The organism is Paenibacillus sp. 2TAB19, from assembly GCF_052115185.1.
Taxonomy (GTDB): Bacteria; Bacillota; Bacilli; order Paenibacillales; family Paenibacillaceae; genus Pristimantibacillus.
This window is the reverse complement of the sequence record NZ_JBFRGE010000058.1, coordinates 1-24,485: the sequence shown is the minus strand read 5'-3', so window position 1 is coordinate 24,485 and position 24,485 is coordinate 1. Positions and strand designations below refer to the sequence as shown.

Genomic DNA, 24,485 nt, shown 5'->3' with positions numbered 1-24,485 from the left:
TTACTATGTGAAAAATGTTACAATCTCATGCCTTACTCACCTTGCCTGAGGCGTTTGACATCATCGAGCCCATGACTCACCTACATTCCTATGTAAAGGAGGACGTTCCCCAATGTCACAACCATCTGCTCAACAAGAGGTTTCTGCAAGCCTCGCGGAAGAAAAAAAATCGTTAGACGTGCTCGATCAGCTTATGCAGCCAGAGGTACAGAACTCTCTGACTGTATTGGTGGATAACCTGCCTAAGCTAGCTGAAATGGTCACTGCAATGACAACTGCCTATGACTTCGCTAAAGGCATCGCGACTGACAAAGTATTGATCAACGATTTCGCTCAAGGTATCGGCGAATTCGTGAAACCCGTGCAAGAGAAAGCCAAAGGCATCGCTCAAGCCGCTATCGAAGCTGGCGAGCGCTCGCAAGCCGACACTTCTTCGACAGTCGGTCTATTCGCTATGCTTAAAATGCTGAAAGATCCAGAAGTTCAAAAAACGCTTCGCTTCGCTCAAGCTTTCTTGAACGTATTGGCAGAGCGCAAAAACTAATTACAAATAAGCAAAGAATGGAGGATGGACATGTCTAAACATATTCTTATTTTGGGCGGCGGTTACGGTGGTCTTCTTTCCGCTCTAACAGCACGCCAACATCTGTCTGCATCGGAAGCAACAATTACGGTTGTCAACCGTTTCCCGACTCATCAGATCATTACGGAGCTTCACCGTCTTGCCGGCGGCACTATTGAGGAGAATGCTGTATCCCTCCCTCTTAACAAACTGCTTAGCGACAAAAACGTCGACATCGTTGTTGACACCGTTAAGCAAATCAGACCTGACGACAAAATCGTTGAGTTCGAGAGCGGCAAAGTAATCGGTTACGATGCGCTTGTTGTTGCACTCGGAAGCGAAACGAACTACTTCGGAATTCCTGGACTGGAAGAGAACAGCATGGTGCTGAAGTCGGTTGCTKATGCTAACCGTATCCGCAAGCATGTTGAAGCTCGTCTGGACGCTTACAAAGCATCCGGCAACAAAGCTGACGCTACAATCGTAGTCGGCGGCGGCGGTCTGACTGGCGTTGAGCTCGTTGGCGAATTCGCTGACAAACTGCCTGAAGTATGCAAAAGCAAAGGCATCGACTTCAAAGATATTTCGTTGTATTGCGTAGAAGCCGGCCCTGCCGTATTGCCAATCTTCCCTAAAGTGTTGATCGAGCGCGCGGTATCCAGCCTTGAGAAACGCGGCGTTACGTTCATCACTGGCGTAGCGATCACGGAAGCAACGAAAACAGCTGTATCCTTGAAGGACGGCAATACAATCGAATCCAACACAATCATCTGGACTGGCGGCGTTAAAGGCAACCCTGTTGTCGGCAGCAGCGGCCTTGCAGAAGATCGCGGTCGTTCGACGGTTACGCCAACTCTTCAATCGACTTCCCACTCGGACGTATTCCTTGCAGGCGACTGCGCGGTTGTGTTCCCAGAGGGCAGCGAGCGTCCATACCCGCCAACCGCTCAGCTTGCTTGGCAAATGGGTGAAACAGTCGGCCATAACCTTGGCGTTCTGTTCAAAGGCGGCGCTATGAGCAAGTTCGAGCCTGTATTCTCCGGAACGCTTGGCAGCTTGGGCCGCAAAGACGGCGTGGGCACAATCGGCGGCAACGCAACGCAGCTGAAAGGCTTGCCTGCATCGCTGATGAAGGAAGCGAGCAACATCCGCTACCTGTCGCATATCCACGGTCTATTCGCACTGGCTTACTAAGCTAGGAAATAGAAGAAGGTCGAGGGCTTCATAGGAAGCTCCCGACCTTCTTTTTTATTTGAATATAGCGAATTTCAATTGCTTGCTCTTTAGATATTGTATGATTTCAGGAAGCGCTTCGACCGTTAATTTCTTCTCGTGCATGACGTAGATGCCGCCGGACGGCGATTTTTGCTTGAAGTAGCTTAATATTTGTTTCTCCGTCTTCGCCTTCCAATCAACAGGATCGCGATTCCACATAAGCACCTTCATCTGCTCCTGCTTCGCAACCGCCTTTACTTCATCATCAATCGCTCCGTATGGCGGACGGAACAGGTTAACGACTGTGTTCTCGCCCTCCGCCTCCGATTCAATCAGCTCGTTCACTCTCGCAATGCTATCGGCATTCTCTTCGGCGGTACTGGCCGTGAAGTCGTTATGAGCCCAAGAGTGATTGCCTACAGCCATACCATTATCAACGGCATACGCCGCAGCTTTGGGATCATGCTTCACATTAACACCTACGAACAAGAACGTAGCCGCGATGTCATGCTCCTTCAATATATCGACGATCTGCTCCGTATACTCGGAAGGACCATCGTCGAACGTCAAGGCAACATACCCTTTCGGAACGGAATAGGTATACTCCTCAGCGTCAGCTTCCAACACTTCGTAGCCGAGGGCAGCAGTTTCCGTCTTTGGCTCGACCGTTTCTGCAGGCGGCGTTTCTTGGGCTACAGGTTTCACTGTTGGCAGAACCGGCCTCGGTGTAGTTCTTATTAAGAGCTCATCGACAAACGGGAACGATTGTGCCGCATTGGCGCTTACCGTATCGCCGCTGTCCGGGCTTAGTGCATCAGCATGATTAGAGAACAAACCATTCTCCGTACGAGAAGCGAACAAGAAAAATAAGCAAACCACCATGGCGAGACGCAGTGCTGCCTTGCCAACGAACGGCGCCCATTTGCGCTTGCGAGGCTTCGGCTGAGGCGGCTGTATTTCTGCTGTTGCAGAAGCAGCCTTCTCCGGAACCGAATCACTCAGCCGCATTTGTTCCAACTGTACGGCATAGGACTCCGAGCAGGCAAAATACAGCGTTTCCCCGAAACGTTCATCCATCTTGATCAGCGAGCTATAATGCCGATTGCGGAACGGATCCCACTTGGCATATAAAGACATCCTCACTCTGTTCGCAGCAAGAGGATGGAGTGTGATTATTTCATTGTAGGTAAACTCATCGATGGCGATGACGTACCGAGCCGGCTCCTGATTGCGAGTGATGATGACCTCCATCTGAAAGCCGGTCCGTGTCTGCTCAATGGACGATAGCTCAATCATTTGGACTGTTTTAGTTTCCATAGCTGCTCCCGACTCTCATAACCGATCATTTATGTATGAATGCGATACGTTATTCTATTAGTCGTTGCGATCGTTTTTGTTCTGGCTTAGCGGTACAGACATCCGGCTCGTAAAGTCGCTAATCATGTTGGACAAGTAAGCCTTCTCTTGGCGTACCGTATCATACTTCTGTTTCACATGCGCGTTCTCTACTTCCAGTCTGCCGATCCGCTCTTCCATCTCATTGATTTTTTTCATTTTCTCGGCATTAGCCTCGTTATGGGTCTGAGCAAGACTCGTATACTTCTGCTGTTCGAGGTCAATGACACTCTTAAGGTCATCGATTTCTGTCGACAAGGTGGATTGGAGCTCCCGGTAATCCTCGATGACTTGATCGACCTTCAAGTTCTTCTCAATCAGCTTCTGCTCCAGATCTAGAATGCTCTTCTCGCGCTCTTCAATCACTTTGTTCAAGTTCTTCAGATCGCGGGTTAATCGTTCAATGTTGCCGTTCGAATGCGTCAACCGATCCTGCAGCTCGTAAATGTTGATTTCCGCATGTTGGCGAGCTTGAATCATCTGCTCAACGGCAAACACGAGATCGAGCGACTTCTTGTCTAGATTAGACTTGCTGGCTGCGAATGGCATGGACGACAACGGCTCCTCTGCTGCCGAGGCCAGCTCGGAATCGGCTAGGCCGCTGTCAGGCGCAGACTTTGGGACCAATGGTTCAGATCCAAGCTCCTGTTGTTGATCTTTTGCATCCTTTTTTTTGAAGAAGGGTGAAATCATTCTCTCATCATCACCTTGTCTAATTTATCTATTAAATTTGTCATTATCTGTCGAACTATATTGGATCTATTATAAAATAATTACAGACGCCATAAGCGAGACTTTGTACCTAACTTTACCAAATCGAACTAAAGGCCTAGTTTTCGAACGCAAACAAACCGTGACATTCGTCCAGGCGGACGAGTGCACGGCTCATAGGCGGCTGCTGTTAAATTAAGCTGTCAATCGATCAATCTGCTCGTATTTCGAGCAGCTCGTATTTAATGATGCCCATCGGCGCTGTTACCTCAATGATATCTCCGACTTTCTTGCCAATAAGCTCCTTGCCAAGCGGGCTTTCKTACGAAATTTTGTTATCTTCGACGTCCGCTTCCTCGCTGCCGACGATTTTGTATTCGATCCGTTCAGCGAACTCAATATCGTTTAGTACAGCTGTAAGGCCGATATTCACCTTCGACGTATCGAGGGTGGCAGCATCTACAACGCGTACCTTCTTCAGCATTTTCGTCAGGATCGTAATACGCGTCTCCATGAACGCCTGATCTTCCTTGGCCGAATGGTATTCGCTGTTCTCCTTCAAATCGCCGTAGCTGATCGCCAGCTTAATACGGGCAGCCAACTCCTTGCGCTTCACGTATTTCAATTCATCCAATTCAGCTTCTATTTTCTCAAGCCCTTCTTGGGTCAATATAATTTCGTCATTCGACATTTGGACAACTCCCACTAGTAATATTTATATAGTTTAACCGATATTGGTCCAAAACAGAAATTTTCATTCTTGGTAATGATAGAAAGAAGCGTACCCGACCCCTCGGATACGCTCTCGCTTGTTGAGGATTAGGCTAAAACCGCCTCATTATCGTTGCTGCGAAGCTGTTTGCTTCTCAGTTGGCCGCAGGCTGCATCGATATCCGCGCCATGCTCTAGACGAACGCTGCAGTTGATACCCTGCTTCTTCAGCGTGTCATAGAAGATTCGGATGGATTCCTGCTCGCTCCGCTGATACTGACTATGCTCATCAACCGGATTATACGGAATCAGATTCACCGTCGCCAGTTGCTTGCGATTGGCTACTAGCTCAGCCAGCTCAAGCGCATGCTCCTTCTTGTCGTTGACGTCCTTCAGCAATATATATTCCAGCGTGATTCTCCGCTTCGTCTTCTCCAAGTAATAATCGATCGCCTGCATCAGCTTCTCGATCGGTATCGCTTTGTTGATCTTCATAATTCTCGTGCGCAGCTCGTCGTTAGGCGCATGCAGCGACACGGCGAGATTAACTGGGATCTCAGTATCATCCGCGAACTCGATAATCTTCTTCGCTAGCCCGCTTGTCGATACCGTAATATGTCTAGGTCCAATAGCAAGACCCTTATGGTCGGTCACAACACGGATAAAGTCCGACATGTTCGTGTAATTATCGAATGGCTCGCCGATACCCATAACGACAATATTGCTTACACGCTCCCCAGCGCCTGCGCTATCTAGATGAAGCTGCACCTTCATGATCTGCTCCACGATTTCTCCGCTCGACAGGTCGCGGCTCTTCGCAAGCAGACCGCTCGCGCAGAAGCTGCAGCCGATATTGCAGCCAACCTGCGTTGTCACGCAGACAGAGAGACCGAACTTATGACGCATCATAACCGTCTCAATCAAGTTGCCGTCCGTCAACCGGAACAAGAACTTGACCGTTCCGTCAGCCGACTGCTGCTTCACATGCTCGGTTAACGTCTGAATCGTGAAGTGCTCGGCAAGAAGCTCCGCACAGAGCGAGTTCAGATCCGTCATCTCCGTAAATTGTGTTACCCGTCTGCGATATAAATAATCCCATACTTGCGCCGCTCTGCCCTTCTTATGTCCACGCTCTTGCAGCCACTCCGTCAGTTGCGCAAGCGTTAATCCGTAAATGGATGGTTTGCTCATTGGTTGCCCTCTTTTCAACGCTGTTTCCTCGTACGTCACATTTTCGCTATATCATATTGTCCCAAAATTTCGAACGGAACACAAGGAGGGATATAACACACGGCAACCGGCCTGCAAAAAAATGCCGCAGACGGATCTAGGCTTAACGCCCCTCCGTTTGCGGCACTTCATTAACTAGTCGACCAATCAGCTATTGACGCGTATGTACGCCGTCACCGAATGCCCCTACGCTAGCAACGGTATAGACTCCTTTGGCATCAAGAAGGAAGAAGAGGTCATACGGCTCAATCTCACCCGTGAAACCCTCCAAATCCATTTCGACATGATAAGGCGTCACTTGCTTGCCGTCCACGGTAACCGGTTTGTACTTCGTCACGGTCGGGTTGGTCGCTTCATAACCAGACTCGCCTTCTGTTGCTGTTACGTGGGCGAACAAATATCCGCTCTCATCAATTGATACGTAAGACCATCCATAAATCCCGTACTCGCCATACTCCGGGTCATTCGAATATTCGGACCAAGCGAACTGGAAATCAATCGTCTCTTCCGGGTTAATCAATTTGAAGAAATCTGCATACGATACCGCCGTACCCGTGCCCGTAAACACATTCACTACCTTCTCCACTTGAAGCCCGTATTTCCTGCCGTCGGCCGAGCTTTTCTTCAAAAACTCGTCGCTGCCTTTGTACACATCGGCCACTGGCGTATAGCTGAATGCTCTTAGCTCCGGATTAATCGCTTGTGCGTACTCGTTAAGGAACGTTGTGCGATGTGCCTCGTCAATCGCAGCAATCGTATCGACCAGTTGTTCATTGCTTCCGTTAACGTTCGCAACCAACGTCTTGGTCATAAGCTCGAAAATATCCGCGCGCAGCAAATTCGCATTCGCGCTTTTTTCGCCAGCCAGCTTGATTCCTTTGGCAGCCGCCTCAGTCAAAGCCTTGTCATAGCTAACCTCGTAACCGAGCACGCGCAGCAGGAAAGCTGCTGCCTGTTGGTACGTAATCTTATTGTTAACGCCGAATTTGCCATTTCCGATGCCGGTAGTAACTTTATCGCTATATGCTTTCTCCACATCTTTGTAAGCCCAGTGCGTTGTCGGCACATCCGTGAATGTCGCCTTCGCCGGCGGCGTGAAAGCCTCATCCGACTTCGCGCCTAATCGGTTCAGAATGACGACCATTTGAGAGCGTGTCAGTTCACCGCTCTCATTCAAGTCACCGTTCGAGCCTTGAATCAAGCCTATCTCGCTCAATACTTGTCCATACGTCTTCGCAGCCTCCTGCGCAAAGCCTACCGTACTCATCGATACAAGCATTGCAAGTATAACGGCTGCTATAAAACCCTTCTTCATTCGTCTGTTCCCTCCAGTTTGTAGGTTACAATCACCGACTTCCTTTATTCGCCATTTTTCAACAAATTCCTTCAAAAGTATATAACTTCAAAACAAAACGGATAGCCCTTGAGGACTATCCGTCTATTACTTTTGGTTAATCTTTCAACTACTACCTGTAGAAGAGCGGACCTTGAAACTTTCAACAAATAAAACCGTACATACTCTGGTCTTATACATCGAAGGAGGCCGCATTATGACTGGCATCAGAATTGTTACCGATTCCACGACAGACTTGCCTAAGGAATTGCTTCAACAGCACGGGGTAGAGGTCATTCCGCTGTCAGTTTATATAGATGGGGAAAGTTACGGAGATAACGTTACGATTTTTCCGATAGATTTTATTCACAAAATGAAACAAGCTGTCGAGTTGCCAAAGACTTCGCAGCCTGCTGTAGGAGCATTTGTAGACTTATATGACCGGCTAGGGGCCGACGGCCATACGATCCTCTCTATTCATATGACCAGCGGCATGAGCGGAACGTATTCGACGGCCTGCGCAGCTGCAACGATGACAGAAAGCAACGTCGTCGTTGTTGATTCGCAAATGATATCGCAAGCGCTTGGATTCCAAGTCATTGAAGCGGCGAAGATGGCGCACGCAGGAAGCACGATCGACCAAATTACAGCCAAACTGCGCGGCATACTTGAAGGAACATCTTTATATGTCGTTGTCGATACGGTCGAAAATCTGGTCAAAGGCGGACGCATCGGCAAAGCAAAAGGCTGGATCAGCACCGTTCTCAGTATCAAACCGATTGCCATGCTTGATAAAGGCGTCTATACGCCCGTTGCCAAAGTTCGGACCACCACACAAATTATTAAAAACCTAATCGAACGTTTCCAAGCCGATACCGCAGGAAAAGAAGTGAAGGAGATCGGCATTTCCCATGCGGATAACCTTACATTAGCCGAACGTCTGCGTGACGAGATTAGTCGTTTTACAACAGCCCCCATCCGCATACAGCCCGCAACGCCTGTCATAACGACACATACAGGCCCTGGCGCTATTGGCTTTATGTATTGCGTTGAATAATCAATTGCAGGCTCGGAAGCTGCTTGCTATCATAACGAAAAAAAGTTTCGCTATTGCTCCACGCCGGGTTGGCAATGGGGCAAATAACGAAACTTTTTTACTTTATTTATACTAAAAATGATCAAATGCATTGGATAGAGACGGAATGCAGGAACAATAACGTAAATTCGTTACGCTATTCCGCCCCGGTCAAGGCACACAGCCTTACAGCCACCACTCGTTATCGTACTCATCCACGATCTCAAGCGGGTTGCGGCTCCATTCGAATGCCGTCTCCTCGCCGTTCAGCAGCCATCGGCTTGGGCAAGTCGTTTCCATCCAGTCGAGCGGCTCGCCGGGCGGCAGCTCTTGGGATGCTAGATCGAATGCGACCCGCAGAGCAGCCTCCTGCTCCTCGGTCACGATGGCTGGATCAACGGAAATGAAGAGCGGCGTTCCGCTGCCTGCGAGCAAGTCGAGCCACTGCTTGTTCAGCTCCCATGGAACATCCTTCGTAATGCCGATGCAGTCGGCATCGTGACTATAGAAGGTGTTGTGCTGAGCCATGCGGAACGCCATCGTATTGACGCCCATATAACGCGTCCGCTCCCATGACTTGCCGCTCGTATCATCGCCAGTACGCTGGATTTCGAATAGGCCTGCAGCAAGATGACTGATCGTGTTGCAGCCGATCAACAGACTGCTGCCAGAAGCTTCAGCGATAGTCCAATAGAGGTCAAGCACGATTTGAGCTGTTGTTCTCGATCGGTCGCTGAACGTATTCGCAAGCGAGTTCACGTCCGACTTCATTCGGAACCCCCATTCGCCAAGCAGATCATAGGTAGAGAAATCATGCTTAATGAGCTCGAAGCCCCAATCCGACATATCCTTGATCGACTTCGCAATGAACTCGAGTACTCCCGGTACGGTTGGGTCAAGCACGCTGTCCGTCTCGCTTGCCGAATATCGTACCCATTCCTTCGGTACATTCGGGTCAGACGACATCAACGGCCTGCACCAAATGCCTGGACGAACGCCGGTCTCCTTCATCGCTCGCGCAAGCCCCTCCATATCAGGGAACTTGTCGCTGCCCGTCCACGGCGCACCCTTACAGCCTCCGCCGCCGCTTGCAAGCTGCCAGCCATCGTCAATTACCATGAATGGACGGTTAGCTTCCGATGAAGCGAGCGAAGATATGAACGCCGAGTCCGCCAAGATCTGCTCATGCGAGCTATTGCCGTAAGCGTAATACCAGTTATTGCCCCCATATACCGGCTGAGACGGCAAAACGGGCTGCAAGCACATCAACTGGCAGAAGCGCCGAGCGGCAGTAAAGGCTGATTCCCCCTCTTTTCCTTCGAACGCCAACAATACAGCTACTTCCAGCCTTCTATCTCCGAGCACTACGCCGACTGCACCATTACGCACATCCGCGGTGAAGGTTATTCCCTCCTGATCGAGTTTCCAACTGCAAAATGCGCTTGGTCCTGTCCGTACGCCATAACCGTTCGTGACACTTCCGTTATTCGTCAAGAAGTACCATGGCATCACTCGCTCAGGCACTATGCCCCGCCATTCCAAATCCCCATACGCCCGCTCCCAGTGATCACCCAATACGAGCAGCTTGCCCTCTGCCCGCTTCGCCCAGCGGATCTTCACTGTAAGAACCGGTTCGGCCGCCGACTCCAACCACAGATGCACCGGCGCCCCATCAGACGCTTGCGCCCCCGCAAGCTCCACGACAACACGGTCTTTACTCCACTTGCCCGTTTCCTGCAGGGTCAGCTGTTTCCAGCCATGCTCCRTCTCTACCCGAATATCGATTGGTTGCTGCAAAATAGATAGTGACATATATTCCAATCCCCTCTCTCCTCATCCTTGTATGCCTTAATAGAAAACTTGATAATGAGAGTATAAAGGACTATCGCTGCATTCGTTATCACCTATGAGGTCTTGCTGCTAGAAATAATGAACCAAATGGGACATGATAGAGAGATACAGCAAGAAAGGAGTTGCCAGCAATGACGAACAGAGCTGCCGCAGCGCTGAAGAGCCGTGCTTTTCCCAACTTAAAATCGGAGGTTTATCTGTATGGCATGCATACAGGCGTAACCGGCAAAGGCTGGTTATGCCAGCGGCATCTTCACCACATGATGGTAGAGGTCAATCTCGTGCTGAGCGGGACTCAGACTGCCATTATGGATCATGCCGTCTATGAGCAGCAAGCTGGCGATCTTCTCATCATACCGCCTATGAAGCCCCATCGTTACAAGTCGGATCGACAAGAGCCGCTGCAATATTTTGTTATGCATGTTCAAGTGTCCGATACGGCATTCATGCAGCTTATGAACAACTGTGAGCAGCTCCATTATCCGAAGGGAGATCCGCTTAACGAAAAGCTTCGACCGATCATCATGCAGCTTATCGAGCAGCTCCAAGAGGATGACTCGCACTCGCACATCGGGTTGTTCGCCAACGCGCTCTTGATGATGAGCCTGCTCGAGCGTCATATGAAGACGCAGCAGTCAGACAGCCCTCACTATTCCGAAGAAACATTGCCCCCACTTATTGCTCGCGAGATTGAGAAGCTGATTACATTCCGCCATTCTGATAGCGAGGACCGGTTCGAAACCCGTGAACCGCTTCACAATTGGCTCGCTCAGATCGCAGAGAAGCTGCTTATCAGCCGGCGCCATTGTTACCGTGTATTCCAGCAAGCTTACCGTATGTCACCGCGCGATTACTTGGCCGTACTCAGACAGCAGGAGGCAATGCATTCGCTTGTGAACAGCGACGACTCCTTAGAGCAAATCGCCTATCGCATCGGGTTCGAAAATGTGCAAAGCTTCATTCGCCAATTCAGCAAATGGACAGGCATGACGCCAGGCAGCTTCCGCCGCTCGGAACGCGATTCGCTTCATTACTTGACTCCGCTCGAGCTGAAGCTGGAGCAATAATAAAAACCGCAGCAATAAGCTGCGGTCCGGTCGTCCCGTCACTTCGATATATCGATAAACCCTTCGCCGAACACGTCGCGCACATCATGAATGGTGATGAACGCATTTTTATCGGCGCTTTTGACGATTTTCTTGAGCGTGCTGAGCTCCTGCTTGCTAATCACAATATACAGAATCTCCTGCTTGTTCTTCGTGTAATAGCCCTGTCCGTGCATGATCGTGACGCCGCGGTCCATGACGGTAATGACTTGGTCGGCAATCTTCTGATGCTCCTTGGAGATGATCGTAACAGCCTTCTTCGGATTAACGCCCTCAATGATGAAGTCCATCACCTTCGTTCCAATATAGAGCATGATAATCGTCAGCATGAGCGCCTTCGCGCCAATGATGAAGAAGGAAGAGAACGCGACGATCAGATCGAAAAACAGCAGCGCGTAGCTGATGTTCCAGTCCAAATATTTATTAGCGATTCGGGCCAAAATAGTCGTACCTGCCGTCGTGCCGCCCACCCTGATGATCATGCCGATGCCGATTCCGACAAACATGCCGCCGAAAATAGCGTTAACGACGATCTCATCCGATTCGATGCGCCAATGGTCCGTCAGAACGAGGAACAGCGAGTTGCTCGCGACGGCAATGATCGTATACAGAACGGCCGTACGATCAAGAAACCGATAACCGACGATCAACAGCAGACCGTTGATAACCAAGTTGACAATACCCGGCGACCATTCGAACAAGTAGTACAAAATAATCGTAATGCCCGTTACGCCGCCCTCTCCAAGCTCGTTCGGAATAACGAACAGATTAACGCCTAGAGCGAACAGGAACGCTCCGCCCACAATAATGAGTATATCTAGCAGCCTTTTCTTCATCACGTATCTCCTAAAATAGCCGCAGTTAACGAATAACCGTCTGCTCTTCCTTATCCTTATAATTCAATATGCTGTCCTCCAGCATCTCGTTAATATCGCCGTACTCCTTAATAATATGCAGCTCGCCCCAATTGCAGAGCGAATCCAGAATCGGCTTCAAGCTCCAGCCGTATTCGCTAAGCTCATATTCCACCTTGGGCGGAACCTGATTATAGCTGATCCGGTTGACGATGCCGTCCTGCTCCAGCTCCCGCAATTGCTGGGTCAGCATTTTCTGCGTAATGGCCGGCATTAATCGTTTAAGATCGCTCGTACGCTTCGTCCCATGGGTCAGATGGCATAGAATGACGCATTTCCATTTCCCGCCGATCACCTCAAGCGTAGCTTCTACCGATATATTGTACCTTTTTGGAGCCATATCGTATTCCTCCTTGCCTCTAATTCTATAGGTACTTTTCAGTACCTATAGCACTTCGCGGTATCTATAGCACTTGAAAGTACGTACTATCCATCGCCGCGCGATTCATCCATAATAGCATTTACCGGCCGGTCATTACTACTGTGGAGGAAAAAACGTATGACAACCAATCAACGAAGAAGTACCTTTGCGCTGCTTGCGTTAGCGATAAGCGCCTTCGCCATCGGAACGACAGAGTTCATCAGCGTGGGGCTGCTGCCTCTCATCGCCGACGACTTGCACATATCGATAACAACTGCGGGATTAACCGTATCGCTATACGCGCTAGGCGTCACGTTTGGCGCTCCGATTCTTACGTCGCTCACCGCCAAAGTATCTCGCAAGACGCTGCTGCTGGCGATCATGATCGTCTTCATCATCGGCAATACGCTGGCCTCGCTGGCGAGCGGCATTGCCGTCCTGCTGATCGGACGGCTCGTATCCGCTCTCGCCCACGGCATATTCATGTCGATCGGCTCAACGATCGCGGCTGATCTCGTGCCGGAGAACCGCAGAGCGAGCGCCATTGCCCTTATGTTCTCCGGGCTTACGGTCGCTACCGTTACCGGCGTGCCGCTCGGCACTTGGATCGGCCAGCAGCTTGGCTGGCGCATGGCATTCGTCGCGATTGTTGCCATCGGCATCCTGTCGTTCATAGCCAATCTGATTCTCGTCCCTTCCGGCTTGCGCAAAGGAGCATCCACTACGATGCGCGATCAGATTAAAGTGATCACGAACGGAAGACTACTGCTGGCCTTCGCCATTACGGCGCTCGGCTACGGCGGAACGTTTGTCGTCTTCACTTATTTATCCCCGTTGCTGCACGACATAACCGGATTCAGCGAGAAAACGATTGTCGTTCTTCTGCTCGTATACGGCATCGCGATTGCCATAGGCAACGTTATTGGAGGAAAAGCCGCCAACCGTAATCCTGTAAAAGCCCTGTTCTATATGTTCGCTATGCAAGCCGTTATACTGCTTATCCTAACGTTCACCGCGCCATTCAAGATTGCCGGCCTCCTGACGATTATCGCCATGGGCTTGCTGGCGTTCATGAACGTGCCGGGGCTACAGCTCTATGTTGTGATGCTGGCTGAGCGCTATACGCCGAAGTCGGTCGATGTCGCCTCTGCCTTCAATATTGCCGCATTCAATGCAGGCATTGCGATCGGCTCCTATCTCGGCGGCGTCATTGCCGGGGGCATCGGCATCATCCATACCGCATGGATCGGGTCCGTTATGGTCGCCGGCGCAGTCGTCCTAACCGGCTGGGTTCGCAAGCTCGAGGCAAACGACACGAAGCAAGGAGAGAAGCTGCGCGCTTCCGCATAAATCATCAAAATTTGAGAGGATGTATTATTATGACTACAACAACTAACCCAATCACAAATCTGCAATCCACGACAACATTAAGCAACGGTGTTCGCATGCCTTGGTTCGGCCTTGGCGTATTCAAGGTAGAGGAAGGCGCCGAGCTCATCGAAGCTATCAAAGCAGCGGTCAAGCATGGCTACCGCAGCATCGATACGGCTGCCATCTACGAGAACGAAAGCGGAGTCGGACAAGGCATACGCGAAGCGTTAAGCGAAAGCGGCTTATCTCGTGACCAACTCTTCGTAACATCCAAAGTATGGAATGCCGATCTGGGCTATGAGCAGACACTCGCCGCGTTCGAGACGAGCCTCACCAAGCTCGGCCTCGACTATCTGGACCTCTACCTCATCCACTGGCCTGTCGCGGGCAAATACAAAGAAGCTTGGCGAGCGCTTGAGACGCTTTACAAGCAAGGAAGAGTAAAAGCAATCGGCGTCAGCAACTTCCAGATTCATCATCTGAAGGACTTAATGGAGACAGCCGAGATCAAACCGATGATTAATCAAGTCGAGCTGCACCCATTACTGACCCAACAGGAACTTCACAGCTTCGCCAAGGAGCAGAGCATTCAGCTAGAGGCCTGGTCACCGCTCATGCAAGGTCAACTGTTCGAGCATCCCGTTCTGCAAGAGGTCGCCGCTAAGCATTGCAAGTCCGTCGCCCAAGTCATTCTCCGCTGGGATCTACAGCGCGGCATCATCACGATACCGAAATCGACGAAGGAACAGCGCATAATCGAGAATGCGAATGTGTTCGACTTCGAGCTTACGAGCGGCGATATGGAACAAATCGAAGCCTTGAACGAGAATCGCCGCGTCGGCCCGGACCCGGACAACTTCGATTTCTAATGTCCTATGCATCAACAAATAAGGCTCGCCTCGGCTTGAGAGTAAACATGCCGGTGCGAGCCTTATTTCATTATGATTGCTTAGTTTCTCAATTCATCAAGCAGACTCGTCATATCCGCATCCAAATTCAATACTCGCAAAATGATCATCAACGCTTCCGCACGCGTAGAGAAAGCTCCAGGGGCGAAGGTATTAGCGTCTCGTCCTTCGAACAAGCCCGCGGCTGCTGCAGCTTTAATCGCATTCTCATTCCACGAGCCTGCAATGTCGTTAAAGGCAACGTCCTGTTGCTTTTCGATAGCATCAAGGTTAACGATGCGCACGATGATGGAAACCATCTCGGCGCGAGAAATGAATTGATTCGGCTTGAACGAGCCGTCCGTATAGCCGGTCAGAATCCCTTTGGAGGCTAGCGCGACAATGGCGTCTTTGGCCCAATGAGCCTGCACGTCATTCAAGGCTGGAGCGCTTCCGCCATCGACTGCGTTCAGTTGGAACAACCTGGCTGTAATCGCGGCGAATTCCGCACGCGTAATGCTGCCGTTCGGACGGAACGTTCCGTCATCATAGCCGCTAATAACGCCTAACTTTGCGAATAACGCTATATCCGATGCAGCCCAATGTCCATCGGCATCCGAGAACGCTCCGCTAGCCGGATTGTTCTGATTCATTTCAATCCTTGCTTTCACATAGGCGTTCAGCTTCTCCGCGTCTACAACCGAGTTGTAAGGCGCAGCCGGCGTTACCGGCGGTTCAGGCTCGACCTCAGGCTCCGGATCAGGCTCTACCGGCGGCTGCGTAGGCTTGCGCGGCGCAACCGTTACGGTGACCGTATAAGCCTGCGTTGTTCCATTTTCAGCATATACCGTATACGTAAGAGGCCCAGTGAAATCGTTGAGGCTCGCATCGGAGGTCTGTATGCGGTTCCCGATCCATACCGTCGATTCGGCCGACGACGTGAACGTTGCGACTTGATTCGCCAATGCGCTGCCGTATGGCAATACGACGGATACCGTATGAGCAGACTCGTTCACCGTGCCGTCAATGCCGTTCACGGCAAAGGTAAGCAGCTCTTTGCTCGAACTATCTCCAGCATTAGCTGTTTGAACATTAATAGTATAGTCTCTGTAATCGCCTGCTTCATCGTACACCCGGTAAACAACGGAGCTCGAGAAATCAATATAATCGTAGGCTACTTCCCCGCTAATCTGCTGTAAGTCATCCACCCTCACGATGCTGCCCGTCGTCGTAAACGCAGGCACCAGACTGTGAAGATCCGTTCCGAATGGCACTTTAATCTGGACAGTATAGGCTTCGCTATCGATATAACCAATAGAACTCGTTGCCGGGAAGGCAAAGTAAGTCAAGTCTTTTGCCGTGCTCAGCTCCTGCTGCGTATTCACGGTCACCGTGTAGTTCCTCGTGCTGCCATCGGCGGCCACAACGGTGTAGGTAACGGGCAAAGTAAAATCCAGCGCCGTCACATCGCTTGTTTGAACGTCGCCATTCACTTCTACTCGCACCCCTTCGGTTGCGAAGGAAGGCGTCAATTGCGTTACATCCGTTCCTTGCGGAACAGTCAGGTAGATCAAGAAGGCTTCTTCGTCAATAAAGCCGGTTATGGCCGGGTTGGATAGACTAAAGGAAGTTATCGCCTTTAAGTTGCTCGGTCCTTCCGTTACCGTAACGGCATACGGCTGCTGGCTGCCGTCTTCGGCAACTACCGTCAATACTACCGGAGACGACGAGTAGTCCGATCTTGTCTCCCCGCTCGTATGACTTATAACGGAGGCGCCCGGCGAAACTTCGAAATGCTCAAGCATGTTGTACGTGGCCGAGCGGAAAGGAACGATAACGCTGATCGTATGGCTATCGTTATCGATCACTCCCGGATTCCCTTCCACCGAGAAGCTAAGAAACTTGTTCTCCGAACTCCCCGCCGCGAACATCATTTGCGGAAATATACTAATAAATACAACTAACACAAGCACGCTGGATAATAATTTTTGGAATCTGTTTAGCAAAATAAGTCAACCTCCTCTTGTCACGCTATGTAATACACGAATACGCTATGAAACTTCTTCATTATAGCAAACTAACAGCCTTAACAAGCATTAAAAAAAGAAGAGCCAGCCGTTTCTCGCGCGGCAGCTCTTCTTCCTTCCCTATTATTTCGAAGCTTGCAGATGCTCTTCCAGACGATCCCATGTTTCTCTGATACCTTGCTCCATACCCATCTCGATGACGGTTTTGACGGCTTCCTCCGAATCGAAACGCGAACGGCTGATAACCTTCGTCTTGCCTTCCAACTCTTCGAACACCAACGTCACATGCGATGGCGGCATACCCTCTGCCTCGTTGCCCTCGGCATCCGAGAAGTAATCTACATATACAATCTTCTCTTGATCCACGATCTCCTCATAGACAGCTTTGCCCCATGATTCGAAGCCGAAGAAATCGCCTTGCGCCTCATCGATACACTTCATACAGTAATGCCATACACCGCCCGGACGAAAATCAATATTGCAAACCGTCAGCGTCCATCCGCGCGGACCCCACCAATGCTTCAAGTGCTCAGACTCGGTGAATGCGCTGAACACAAGACCCTTTGGCGCGTTGAAGACACGCTCCATCACAAACTCTTGACCTTCTACCTTCGTCAGCATTTCATTCGTCATTTTACAATTCCTCCTAAAGTTAATTTGTCGTATCATCCTCATTCTTCGCTTGCAGCTTCTGCAAATAAATTTCTAAGTTGTCAAAGCGTTCTTCCCACAATCTGCGGTAGTCGTCCAGCCACTTATCCATTGCTCGAAAAGGCTGCTCCCGCAGCTTGTAATGCCGCCGATTCGCATCCGCCTGAACTTCAACCAATCCAGCCTCCAGCAATACGCGCAAATGTTTGGACGCCTGGGGCTGCCGAAGGCTTAAGCGTTCAGCAATTTCCCCTACCGTCAGAGGTCCGGCCTGGAGCAGTTCTACAATTCGCAAGCGGTTCGGCTCGGAAAGAGCGCTAAATGTTGTTGTATCCATACACCTTACGTTCCTTTGTTGTTCAGTCGTTAACATATCCTGCACCATTAATATACTGCAAATTGAATATTCCTGTCAAGGAATATTCAATGCAAAAAACAGACCCCAAACGATTGCTCTCGCTTGAGGTCCGCCTTCTTGTTGTCTAACCTAGCCTCTTTTCTTGCGCGTCATAACGTCGAAGATAACGGCTGCGGCAAGCACGCCGCCACGGATCATGTACTGATAGGAGACGCCAACGCCGAGCAGGTTCATGCCGCTCGAGAGAGACGCCATAACAATTGCGCCAATAATCGCGCCTGTTACTTTGCCGACACCGCCCGCGGAGGATACGCCGCCGACATAAGCCGCAGCAATGGCGTCAAGCTCGAACAGCGTACCCGCCGTTGTCGAAGCCGATTGCATGCGCGCGGTGAACAGAATTCCAGACAGCGCAGACAACATGCCCATGGATCCAAATACGATGTAGGTAATTTTTTTAACGTTAATACCTGTAAGGTGAGCCGCTTCCGGATTGCTGCCTACGGCGTAGATATGTCTGCCGAGTACTGTCTTCGTCGTCAGGAAGTGATAGATAGCTACTACGCCGAGCATAATGATAACCGTCCAGGAGAAGCCATTGTAACCTGCAAGAATCCAAGTAATATAACCAATAATGAAAGAGATGAAGATCAATTTGACTGTGAACAAGCCTATAGACATCACTTCGAATTGGTACTTCATCTTGTTCCTGCGCTGCGTAATTTCGCTATAGATGTAGAATACGATGCATAGCAAGCCCAGGAGCAGCGATAGCACATGCAGGCCGCCTACTTGAGCAAGCGAAGGAATGAAGCCATTGCCTAGCGCATTAAAGAAATCGTTATCTACGTTGATCGTTCCCGTCTTTTCAGTGACTTGCAGCAACGCGCCTCGGAAAATAAGCATAAAAGCCAAGGAAGCGACGAACGATGGGATACCGATCTTAGCTACAAGCACGCCGTTGAATAACCCGGCTACAACGCCAAGAACCAAAATGATCGGAATGGTCAAGTACACCGGTACTCCCATTTGCGTCATTAGGATCGCTGCGATCGCACCCATGAATCCGGCTGCAAAGCCGACGGACAAGTCGATCTCGCGAATAACGATGACAAGCGTCATGCCGACAGCGAGCACGGCGATGTAGCCCGTAGCGTCGAGCAGGTTACTAATATTACGCGATGACATAAACAATCCGTCCGTCATAATCGTAAAGGTAAGCATAATGACAAACAGCGCAATGTACATGCCGTAGTCACGGATATTCACTTTGACAAGCGACTTCGCTTCGTTAAAAAGGTTCATTGGTCTTCCTCCTATTGCGTTGCAAGCTGCATAATGTTTTCTTGGGTAGCCTCTGCGATCGGCAACTCGCCCTTCATCTTTCCTTCAGCCATGACGTATATACGGTCGCTCATGCCAAGCACTTCTCCGAGCTCGGACGAGATCATGATAATGCTCATTCCTTCGCTGATCAGCTTGTTCATAATCGTATAGATTTCRAACTTGGCGCCTACATCGATGCCGCGCGTCGGCTCATCCAGGATCAGCAGCTTCGGTCCGACGAACAGCCATTTGCCGAGAGACACCTTCTGCTGGTTGCCGCCGCTCAACTTGCCGACGATTTGCTCCACGGATGGAGCTTTGACGTGCATGGAGCTCTTATACTCGTTCGAAATTTTCACTTCTTCGTTCTCGTTAATGACGCCGTTCTTGGCAATTCCGCTTAGGTTAGCCGCAACGACATTGCTTTTGATGTCTTGGGCCAAGAACAACCCATCGCCCTTCCGGTCCTCGGTTACGTATGCGATACCCGCTTTGATCGCATCGCTTGTATGCTGGAATTTCGAGGGCATGCCATCCACGAATAAGTCGCCCTGCAGTTTATAGGACTTGGGATTGCCGAAGATGCTAAGAGCGAGCTCCGTACGCCCCGAGCCCATTAAGCCGGCTATGCCGACGATTTCGCCTTGTTTAACATGAAGATCAACCTTTTTAACAACGTTTCGTCCTAACTTTGGATCGTAAGCGGACCAATTATTAAGCTCCAAAATTTTATCGCCGAATTTCTTGTTCGTTCTCTTCGGATAAATGTCGTCGATCTCGCGACCGACCATGTTTTTGATAATCGCGCTTTCGGTTATTTCGCCCTTCGATGCATCGAGCGTGCAGATGGTGCGTCCATCGCGAAGGATGGTTGCCCGGTCCGCTATGGAGATGACTTCTTTCAGCTTGTGAGAAATCATGATGCAGGTGATGCCTTGTTTCTTCAGCTCTCGCAGCAGCACAAGCAGGTTCTCGCTGTCGTTTTCGTTCAGCGCCGCGGTCGGCTCATCTAGAATAAGCAGCTTGACGTGTTTGCTTAACGCTTTGGCGATTTCAATCAATTGCTGTTTGCCGACGCCGAGGTCCTTGATCAGCACCTCCGGATTGACGTCCAATCCAACCTTCTGGAGCATTTGCTTTGAATGAACGATCGTTTGGTTCCAATCGATGACTCCGCCGCGTTTCACTTCGTTGCCCGCACTAATATTTTCGTATACGGTCAAATCCGGGAATAACGCCAGCTCTTGATAAATAATGGCGATGCCCGCCTTCACGCTGTCGCTGATCCGGCCAAACTGTTGTACGTTGCCCTCGTACACGATATCGCCTGAATACGTGCCGTGAGGATATACACCGCTTAACACCTTCATCAACGTGGACTTTCCGGCGCCGTTCTCACCGATCAAGCAGTGGATTTCGCCTTCTTCCACCTTGAAGCTGACATCAGTGAGCGCTTTGACTCCCGTAAATTCCTTGGAGATGTTCTTCATCTCCAATATATATTCGCTCATTGTTATGCCCCCTTAACCTAGCAGCCGTTAATATTGCGGAATAGTGATAGCCATGGACTACCACTATCCCGCCTGGGCTATGCTTTTGTCTTATTCCAGACCTGTGAAGTCTTCCGCTTTGTAGTAAGCCGAATCAACAAGCTTTGCTTTTACGTTCGCTTTGTTAACAACGATAACGTCTGTTTGTTTAGCTGCGACGTCAATTTTGCCGTTGTTGTACGAACCTGTCGTTTCAGGCGTTCCGCCGTCGAGCAGCGTTACCGCCATGCCCATTGCGTCTTTAACCAGCGTACGAACGTCTTTGAATACCGTCATGGACTGTTTGCTGTCAATGATGTATTGAACGGATGCTTTCTCCGCGTCTTGGCCGGTTACGACGAAGCTCGATACCGCGCTGTCGGAACCGAATACGTCCGCGATGGCGCGAGCCGTGCCGTCGTTTGGAGCAAGAATCAGAACATCGCCTTTTGCGTTAGCGGCAGCGGATGTCAGGTGAGTTTGCGCTTTGTTTTTAGCTTCGTTCGGATCCCAGTTCGTTGTAACTTGACCGATGATTTTGCTTAGCTCATCGCGGGACAGTTCAGCTTTGTCTTTCAAAGCAACCGCTTCGCTGGAGTTGGCGATAACGAATGTGCCGTCAGCGATTTTTGGTTGCAGTACTTTCCATGCGCCGGCGAAGAATAGGAATGCATTATTGTCGGTAGCTGCGCCTGCATACAGGTACAGCGGTTGGCCTGCGCCTTTTGCATTGTCTACTAGGTATTTCGCTTGCGCCGCGCCTACCGCTTCGCTGTCGAACGTGACGTAGTAGTCAACCGCATCCGTATCCGTGATCAGACGATCGTATGCGATAACTTTGATGCCTTCTTTTTTCGCTGCTTCTACGGCTGCGCCAGCGGCTGCGCCGTCTTGAGGACAAATAATGAGGACGTCAATGCCTTTGTTAATCAACGTTTCCACGTTTTCTTTCTCCTTAGCGGAGGAACCTTGGCTGAACAAAATTTCCGTCGTATATTTCGTGCCGGATAGCGCATCCTTAAAACGTTGCTCGTCTTGTACCCATCTTGGCTCATCTTTGGTCGGCAATACGATACCGACGCTTACGTCGCTTCCGCCACCGCTTACGTCTTTGCCGCATGCCGCCATGATTGTAGCGAACACCATCACAACTAGCAGGAGAGAAATCGCTTTAAACTTTTTATTCATTTTTTTACCCCTCTCAAATGTGTTTCTGCTGTTTACAGGTCAAATATATCACCTAACTCGATTCATGAAAGCGCTATACAATAGCACTCTTTTATAAAATCCTATACTTTTTTAAGGTGAGTCTTGTCCGTTCTTAGGTCCTGAACTTGGAAACCGTGAGCTTCAGCTCGGCTACCAGCTCCACGAGCCTGCTGGCATGCTCGGACACTTCCCCGATGGATTCCGTCTGCATGTCCATGGTTGATGCGATCTGCTGCGTGGAAGCCGTCGTCTGCTCGGATACGGCAAGTATCGTCTGTATCGACGCGACTACTGTTTCCTTTTGTGCTTCGATGCTTGCGATTGTACCCCGTTCTCCTTGCAGGCGAGACTGCATTCGGCCGAGCGAATCGTTCATGCCGCTCATGGCTCGGCTCACCTCGGACACGGCTATCCGCTGCGTTTCGTTCATCGCGTTCGTATCGCCGACGACGGAGACGAGATTTTCCGTTTGCGACAGCATCTCGGAGATGGTCGCATGAATGCTCTTCGCCGATTGCTTCGCCTGAACCGCCAAGCTGCGCACCTCGCCCGCCACGACAGCGAAGCCTCTGCCGTGCTCGCCGGCCCTAGCGGCCTCGATCGAAGCGTTGATAGACAAAATATTGGTCTGATCCGTAATGGCGAAGATCGCTTTCGCCACGGAAGCAATCGATTGCGACTGGCGGCTTAAGTGATTCACGATATCCGATACCTTTCCGAAAGCCTGCTCCAAGCGGGTATACGACAGCTCGAGCTGCTCTACTTGGCTGTTGCCGCTCTTGAGATCACGGCTGGATTCAGCAAGCACAAGCTTGATGTCGCCGGACTGACCGATGAGCGTCTCGATTTCCCGGCTTAGCACTTGAACAGCCTCGGAGCTTTTCTCGATTTCGGTCGAGGTGTGGGAAGCGCCGCGCGCGATTTCGTCCGCCGAACGGGCAATCTCGACGCCCGAGGTCGCATTCTCGCTTGCAATGGTCGTAACGAAGCCAGCCGTCTCTTCCACCGCCTGCACGCTGAGGTCGACTTTCCTTATCAATGCGCGCATGCTGCCAAGCATCGTATTGTAGCTGGTCGCCAGCTCGCCAATCTCATCTTGTTTCGCATAGCTGAACTCCGACATCAAGTCGCCTTCCGCGGTTTTAGCAATAGTCATTCGAAGCGAATTGATTGTCTTCAGCAGTCCCGTCGCGATTGTATAAGCAGCCAGCGCCCCGATGATAAGACCGATTGCGAGAGAGATCAGGCTCGTGGCCACGAACTCGAAAAGACTGTCGGTCAACGCTTGTTTGTCCACAAAAGAAACGACGCTCCAATTCATCGAATAAACGAACGAGACCTCTCCTTTATACCGGACATCCTCCCATTCCATGTCGATACCGCTTCTTTGGCCTGCCGCCACGTCCGCCACCCAGCCAAAATTCCGCTTCATATCGGCTGGCTCGGAGAGCGCGTCCAGCACGCCGGGTATGCTGCCGCTCGCGTTCGGATCAATGTTCGTTCCGTCCAAGCCTTGCATGAACGAGGAAATGATCAAGCCCTGGTTATCGTAGATGACCAGCTTGTTATCCCCGAATTTCTCGTTGGATTCCCGCAGCAATCCAATCCCGTTCAAGTCGATATCGAAGCCCGCGACACCGTACAAATCTTCTCCGGTCAACACCGGCGTCACGATCGAAACCGTCATCTTGCCCGATAATTCATCCAACCGGACGTCCGTCCAAGATGTATCCTTGTTTTGAAGAGCAAGCTTATAGTGAGGCATCTCTCTCGCATCACCCGAATGGCCCTTCTCGTGAGTCGTCAACTGTTGTCCTGTCGACGCTGGGATGAAGTACGCCCCGAGCAGCGAATGATCCTGAGCCTTCACATCCTGCAGCATGCTTGCGATATCCTGATTCGAATTCCCGGAGCGGCGGCTCATTCGTCCGATTTCTCCCGCCATCCCCTCGACCGCCTTCTCGTATTGCTCGGCGAACATCCGAAGCTCTCTGGTAGCGCTTTCAACTTGTGTCGCGTTTGCCTTTGCGAACGTCTCTGCAAGCGAAGCCTGCATGGTGCCGAAGTTCATCGCGCTCGAGCCTATCAAGGACAACAGTATCGCCGCCGAGATCAGACCCATCCACTTGACCCGCAGCGATCGCCCGTTCATGCGAAACCGAACGATTTTACGGAAATTAAAATTCCACCCTCGCGTCTTCCTCATCTGTCTATCCCCCGCCTAATATTTGGGTTGTTGTTCGTTCTACCCAAATATTACTCGACTTGCTTGGATACCCGCTTAACAATTAAGATGATAAATTTGTGTTACCTAGTATTTTTTTGTGCTGCCTGTCGAATCATTCGGCTCAATAGAGGTGTGCTCGCATTTTGGATGGATTTCGTACAGTCAAAAGGCTAGGAACGAGAAGATTTCGATGTTTGATTGGATTTTATGCAGTCAAATGAACGGAGAAAGGTCACTGGGGGTAGCGTCAAGAAGTTTGTGTAAGAAGGTAGGAATATCCATCGAGACGATGGGTAACTGTTATGTCTGAATGTTCTGACGTTTTTGCAGGTAGTGGGTCAGCCCCACCATAGATTTGGGAGTTATTGGTTAATCGTTAGATTGTGAATAGCGTCTCTCGAACATCTCAGCAAGCTTCTTTTTGAGCTTCTTTTTG

The 24,485-nt window shown here is 50.5% G+C and carries 21 protein-coding genes; 6 read left to right on the top strand and 15 right to left on the bottom strand.

What is annotated here, in order from left to right; translation table 11 throughout:
- Positions 1-112: 112 nt before the first annotated feature.
- Positions 113-544 carry a DUF1641 domain-containing protein gene (locus tag AB4Z33_RS22195; RefSeq protein WP_442051977.1) on the top strand — a complete coding sequence of 144 codons (432 nt, stop codon included), beginning with the start codon at positions 113-115 and terminating at the stop codon, positions 542-544.
- A gap of 30 nt (positions 545-574) precedes the next feature.
- Positions 575-1,756, top strand: a complete 1,182-nt coding sequence (locus tag AB4Z33_RS22190; RefSeq protein ID WP_442051976.1) for an NAD(P)/FAD-dependent oxidoreductase — start codon at positions 575-577, stop codon at positions 1,754-1,756.
- A 54-nt stretch (positions 1,757-1,810) separates the two neighbouring features.
- Here AB4Z33_RS22190 and AB4Z33_RS22185 read toward each other — a convergent pair whose 3' ends face one another.
- The 5 genes from AB4Z33_RS22185 to AB4Z33_RS22165 form a co-directional block, all read right to left on the bottom strand.
- A complete protein-coding gene (locus tag AB4Z33_RS22185; protein WP_442051975.1) occupies positions 1,811-3,073 on the bottom strand; it encodes a polysaccharide deacetylase family protein in 1,263 nt (420 codons plus the stop codon).
- A 78-nt stretch (positions 3,074-3,151) separates the two neighbouring features.
- Complete coding sequence (locus AB4Z33_RS22180; protein ID WP_442051974.1) at positions 3,152-3,799, bottom strand: hypothetical protein; 648 nt, start codon at positions 3,797-3,799, stop codon at positions 3,152-3,154.
- 295 nt (positions 3,800-4,094) lie between these two features.
- Complete coding sequence (gene greA / locus AB4Z33_RS22175; protein WP_442051973.1) at positions 4,095-4,574, bottom strand: transcription elongation factor GreA; 480 nt, start codon at positions 4,572-4,574, stop codon at positions 4,095-4,097.
- A gap of 128 nt (positions 4,575-4,702) precedes the next feature.
- Positions 4,703-5,785 (bottom strand): 23S rRNA (adenine(2503)-C(2))-methyltransferase RlmN, encoded by a 1,083-nt coding sequence (gene rlmN, locus AB4Z33_RS22170; RefSeq protein WP_442051972.1) that lies wholly within the window; start codon positions 5,783-5,785, stop codon positions 4,703-4,705.
- A 190-nt stretch (positions 5,786-5,975) separates the two neighbouring features.
- Positions 5,976-7,139, bottom strand: a complete 1,164-nt coding sequence (locus AB4Z33_RS22165) for an S-layer homology domain-containing protein (RefSeq protein WP_442051971.1) — start codon at positions 7,137-7,139, stop codon at positions 5,976-5,978.
- 235 nt (positions 7,140-7,374) lie between these two features.
- Between AB4Z33_RS22165 and AB4Z33_RS22160 the strand changes: the two genes are divergently transcribed.
- Complete coding sequence (locus AB4Z33_RS22160; RefSeq protein WP_442051970.1) at positions 7,375-8,214, top strand: DegV family protein; 840 nt, start codon at positions 7,375-7,377, stop codon at positions 8,212-8,214.
- A gap of 204 nt (positions 8,215-8,418) precedes the next feature.
- Here AB4Z33_RS22160 and AB4Z33_RS22155 read toward each other — a convergent pair whose 3' ends face one another.
- Entirely contained in the window at positions 8,419-10,044 is a 1,626-nt protein-coding gene (locus AB4Z33_RS22155) for a hypothetical protein (RefSeq protein WP_442051969.1), read from the bottom strand.
- 170 nt (positions 10,045-10,214) lie between these two features.
- Between AB4Z33_RS22155 and AB4Z33_RS22150 the strand changes: the two genes are divergently transcribed.
- Complete coding sequence (locus AB4Z33_RS22150) at positions 10,215-11,150, top strand: AraC family transcriptional regulator (protein ID WP_442051968.1); 936 nt, start codon at positions 10,215-10,217, stop codon at positions 11,148-11,150.
- Positions 11,151-11,188: 38 nt separating this feature from the next.
- Here the strand turns inward: AB4Z33_RS22150 and AB4Z33_RS22145 are convergent, their stop codons facing one another.
- Positions 11,189-12,025 (bottom strand): YitT family protein, encoded by an 837-nt coding sequence (locus AB4Z33_RS22145; protein ID WP_442051967.1) that lies wholly within the window; start codon positions 12,023-12,025, stop codon positions 11,189-11,191.
- 25 nt (positions 12,026-12,050) lie between these two features.
- Entirely contained in the window at positions 12,051-12,443 is a 393-nt protein-coding gene (locus AB4Z33_RS22140; RefSeq protein ID WP_337100692.1) for a winged helix-turn-helix transcriptional regulator, read from the bottom strand.
- Positions 12,444-12,602: 159 nt separating this feature from the next.
- Between AB4Z33_RS22140 and AB4Z33_RS22135 the strand changes: the two genes are divergently transcribed.
- Together AB4Z33_RS22135 and AB4Z33_RS22130 are read left to right on the top strand one after the other, a co-directional pair.
- The gene (locus AB4Z33_RS22135) at positions 12,603-13,814 is read left to right on the top strand and encodes an MFS transporter (protein ID WP_442051966.1); all 1,212 of its coding nucleotides are present in this window, start codon (positions 12,603-12,605) and stop codon (positions 13,812-13,814) included.
- A 29-nt stretch (positions 13,815-13,843) separates the two neighbouring features.
- Complete coding sequence (locus tag AB4Z33_RS22130; protein ID WP_442051965.1) at positions 13,844-14,704, top strand: aldo/keto reductase; 861 nt, start codon at positions 13,844-13,846, stop codon at positions 14,702-14,704.
- 80 nt (positions 14,705-14,784) lie between these two features.
- Here AB4Z33_RS22130 and AB4Z33_RS22125 read toward each other — a convergent pair whose 3' ends face one another.
- The 7 genes from AB4Z33_RS22125 to AB4Z33_RS22095 all read right to left on the bottom strand — a co-directional run bounded on the left by AB4Z33_RS22125 (position 14,785) and on the right by AB4Z33_RS22095 (position 24,028).
- Positions 14,785-16,728: an S-layer homology domain-containing protein gene (locus tag AB4Z33_RS22125; protein WP_442051964.1), complete on the bottom strand. Its 1,944-nt coding sequence runs from the start codon at positions 16,726-16,728 to the stop codon at positions 14,785-14,787.
- Positions 16,729-16,872: 144 nt separating this feature from the next.
- The gene (locus AB4Z33_RS22120; protein ID WP_442051963.1) at positions 16,873-17,382 is read right to left on the bottom strand and encodes an SRPBCC domain-containing protein; all 510 of its coding nucleotides are present in this window, start codon (positions 17,380-17,382) and stop codon (positions 16,873-16,875) included.
- Between the two features lie 19 nt (positions 17,383-17,401).
- Positions 17,402-17,737 carry an ArsR/SmtB family transcription factor gene (locus tag AB4Z33_RS22115; protein WP_442051962.1) on the bottom strand — a complete coding sequence of 112 codons (336 nt, stop codon included), beginning with the start codon at positions 17,735-17,737 and terminating at the stop codon, positions 17,402-17,404.
- 150 nt (positions 17,738-17,887) lie between these two features.
- The gene (locus AB4Z33_RS22110; RefSeq protein WP_337100687.1) at positions 17,888-19,063 is read right to left on the bottom strand and encodes a sugar ABC transporter permease; all 1,176 of its coding nucleotides are present in this window, start codon (positions 19,061-19,063) and stop codon (positions 17,888-17,890) included.
- A gap of 11 nt (positions 19,064-19,074) precedes the next feature.
- Positions 19,075-20,595: an ATP-binding cassette domain-containing protein gene (locus tag AB4Z33_RS22105; protein ID WP_442051961.1), complete on the bottom strand. Its 1,521-nt coding sequence runs from the start codon at positions 20,593-20,595 to the stop codon at positions 19,075-19,077.
- 90 nt (positions 20,596-20,685) lie between these two features.
- Complete coding sequence (locus tag AB4Z33_RS22100; protein WP_442051960.1) at positions 20,686-21,801, bottom strand: sugar ABC transporter substrate-binding protein; 1,116 nt, start codon at positions 21,799-21,801, stop codon at positions 20,686-20,688.
- A 133-nt stretch (positions 21,802-21,934) separates the two neighbouring features.
- Entirely contained in the window at positions 21,935-24,028 is a 2,094-nt protein-coding gene (locus AB4Z33_RS22095) for a methyl-accepting chemotaxis protein (RefSeq protein ID WP_442051959.1), read from the bottom strand.
- Between the last annotated feature and the right edge of the window lie 457 nt (positions 24,029-24,485).

Coding starts and splice junctions, on each gene's coding strand:
- AB4Z33_RS22145 (WP_442051967.1), bottom strand. CDS start 12,025: ATGAAGAAAAGGCTGCTAGATATACTCATTATTGTGGGCGGAGCGTTC.
- AB4Z33_RS22150 (WP_442051968.1), top strand. CDS start 10,215: ATGACGAACAGAGCTGCCGCAGCGCTGAAGAGCCGTGCTTTTCCCAAC.
- AB4Z33_RS22100 (WP_442051960.1), bottom strand. CDS start 21,801: ATGAATAAAAAGTTTAAAGCGATTTCTCTCCTGCTAGTTGTGATGGTG.
- AB4Z33_RS22095 (WP_442051959.1), bottom strand. CDS start 24,028: ATGAGGAAGACGCGAGGGTGGAATTTTAATTTCCGTAAAATCGTTCGG.
- AB4Z33_RS22195 (WP_442051977.1), top strand. CDS start 113: ATGTCACAACCATCTGCTCAACAAGAGGTTTCTGCAAGCCTCGCGGAA.
- AB4Z33_RS22140 (WP_337100692.1), bottom strand. CDS start 12,443: ATGGCTCCAAAAAGGTACAATATATCGGTAGAAGCTACGCTTGAGGTG.
- AB4Z33_RS22120 (WP_442051963.1), bottom strand. CDS start 17,382: ATGACGAATGAAATGCTGACGAAGGTAGAAGGTCAAGAGTTTGTGATG.
- AB4Z33_RS22185 (WP_442051975.1), bottom strand. CDS start 3,073: ATGATTGAGCTATCGTCCATTGAGCAGACACGGACCGGCTTTCAGATG.
- AB4Z33_RS22135 (WP_442051966.1), top strand. CDS start 12,603: ATGACAACCAATCAACGAAGAAGTACCTTTGCGCTGCTTGCGTTAGCG.
- rlmN (WP_442051972.1), bottom strand. CDS start 5,785: ATGAGCAAACCATCCATTTACGGATTAACGCTTGCGCAACTGACGGAG.
- AB4Z33_RS22165 (WP_442051971.1), bottom strand. CDS start 7,139: ATGAAGAAGGGTTTTATAGCAGCCGTTATACTTGCAATGCTTGTATCG.
- AB4Z33_RS22160 (WP_442051970.1), top strand. CDS start 7,375: ATGACTGGCATCAGAATTGTTACCGATTCCACGACAGACTTGCCTAAG.
- AB4Z33_RS22115 (WP_442051962.1), bottom strand. CDS start 17,737: ATGGATACAACAACATTTAGCGCTCTTTCCGAGCCGAACCGCTTGCGA.
- AB4Z33_RS22110 (WP_337100687.1), bottom strand. CDS start 19,063: ATGAACCTTTTTAACGAAGCGAAGTCGCTTGTCAAAGTGAATATCCGT.
- AB4Z33_RS22130 (WP_442051965.1), top strand. CDS start 13,844: ATGACTACAACAACTAACCCAATCACAAATCTGCAATCCACGACAACA.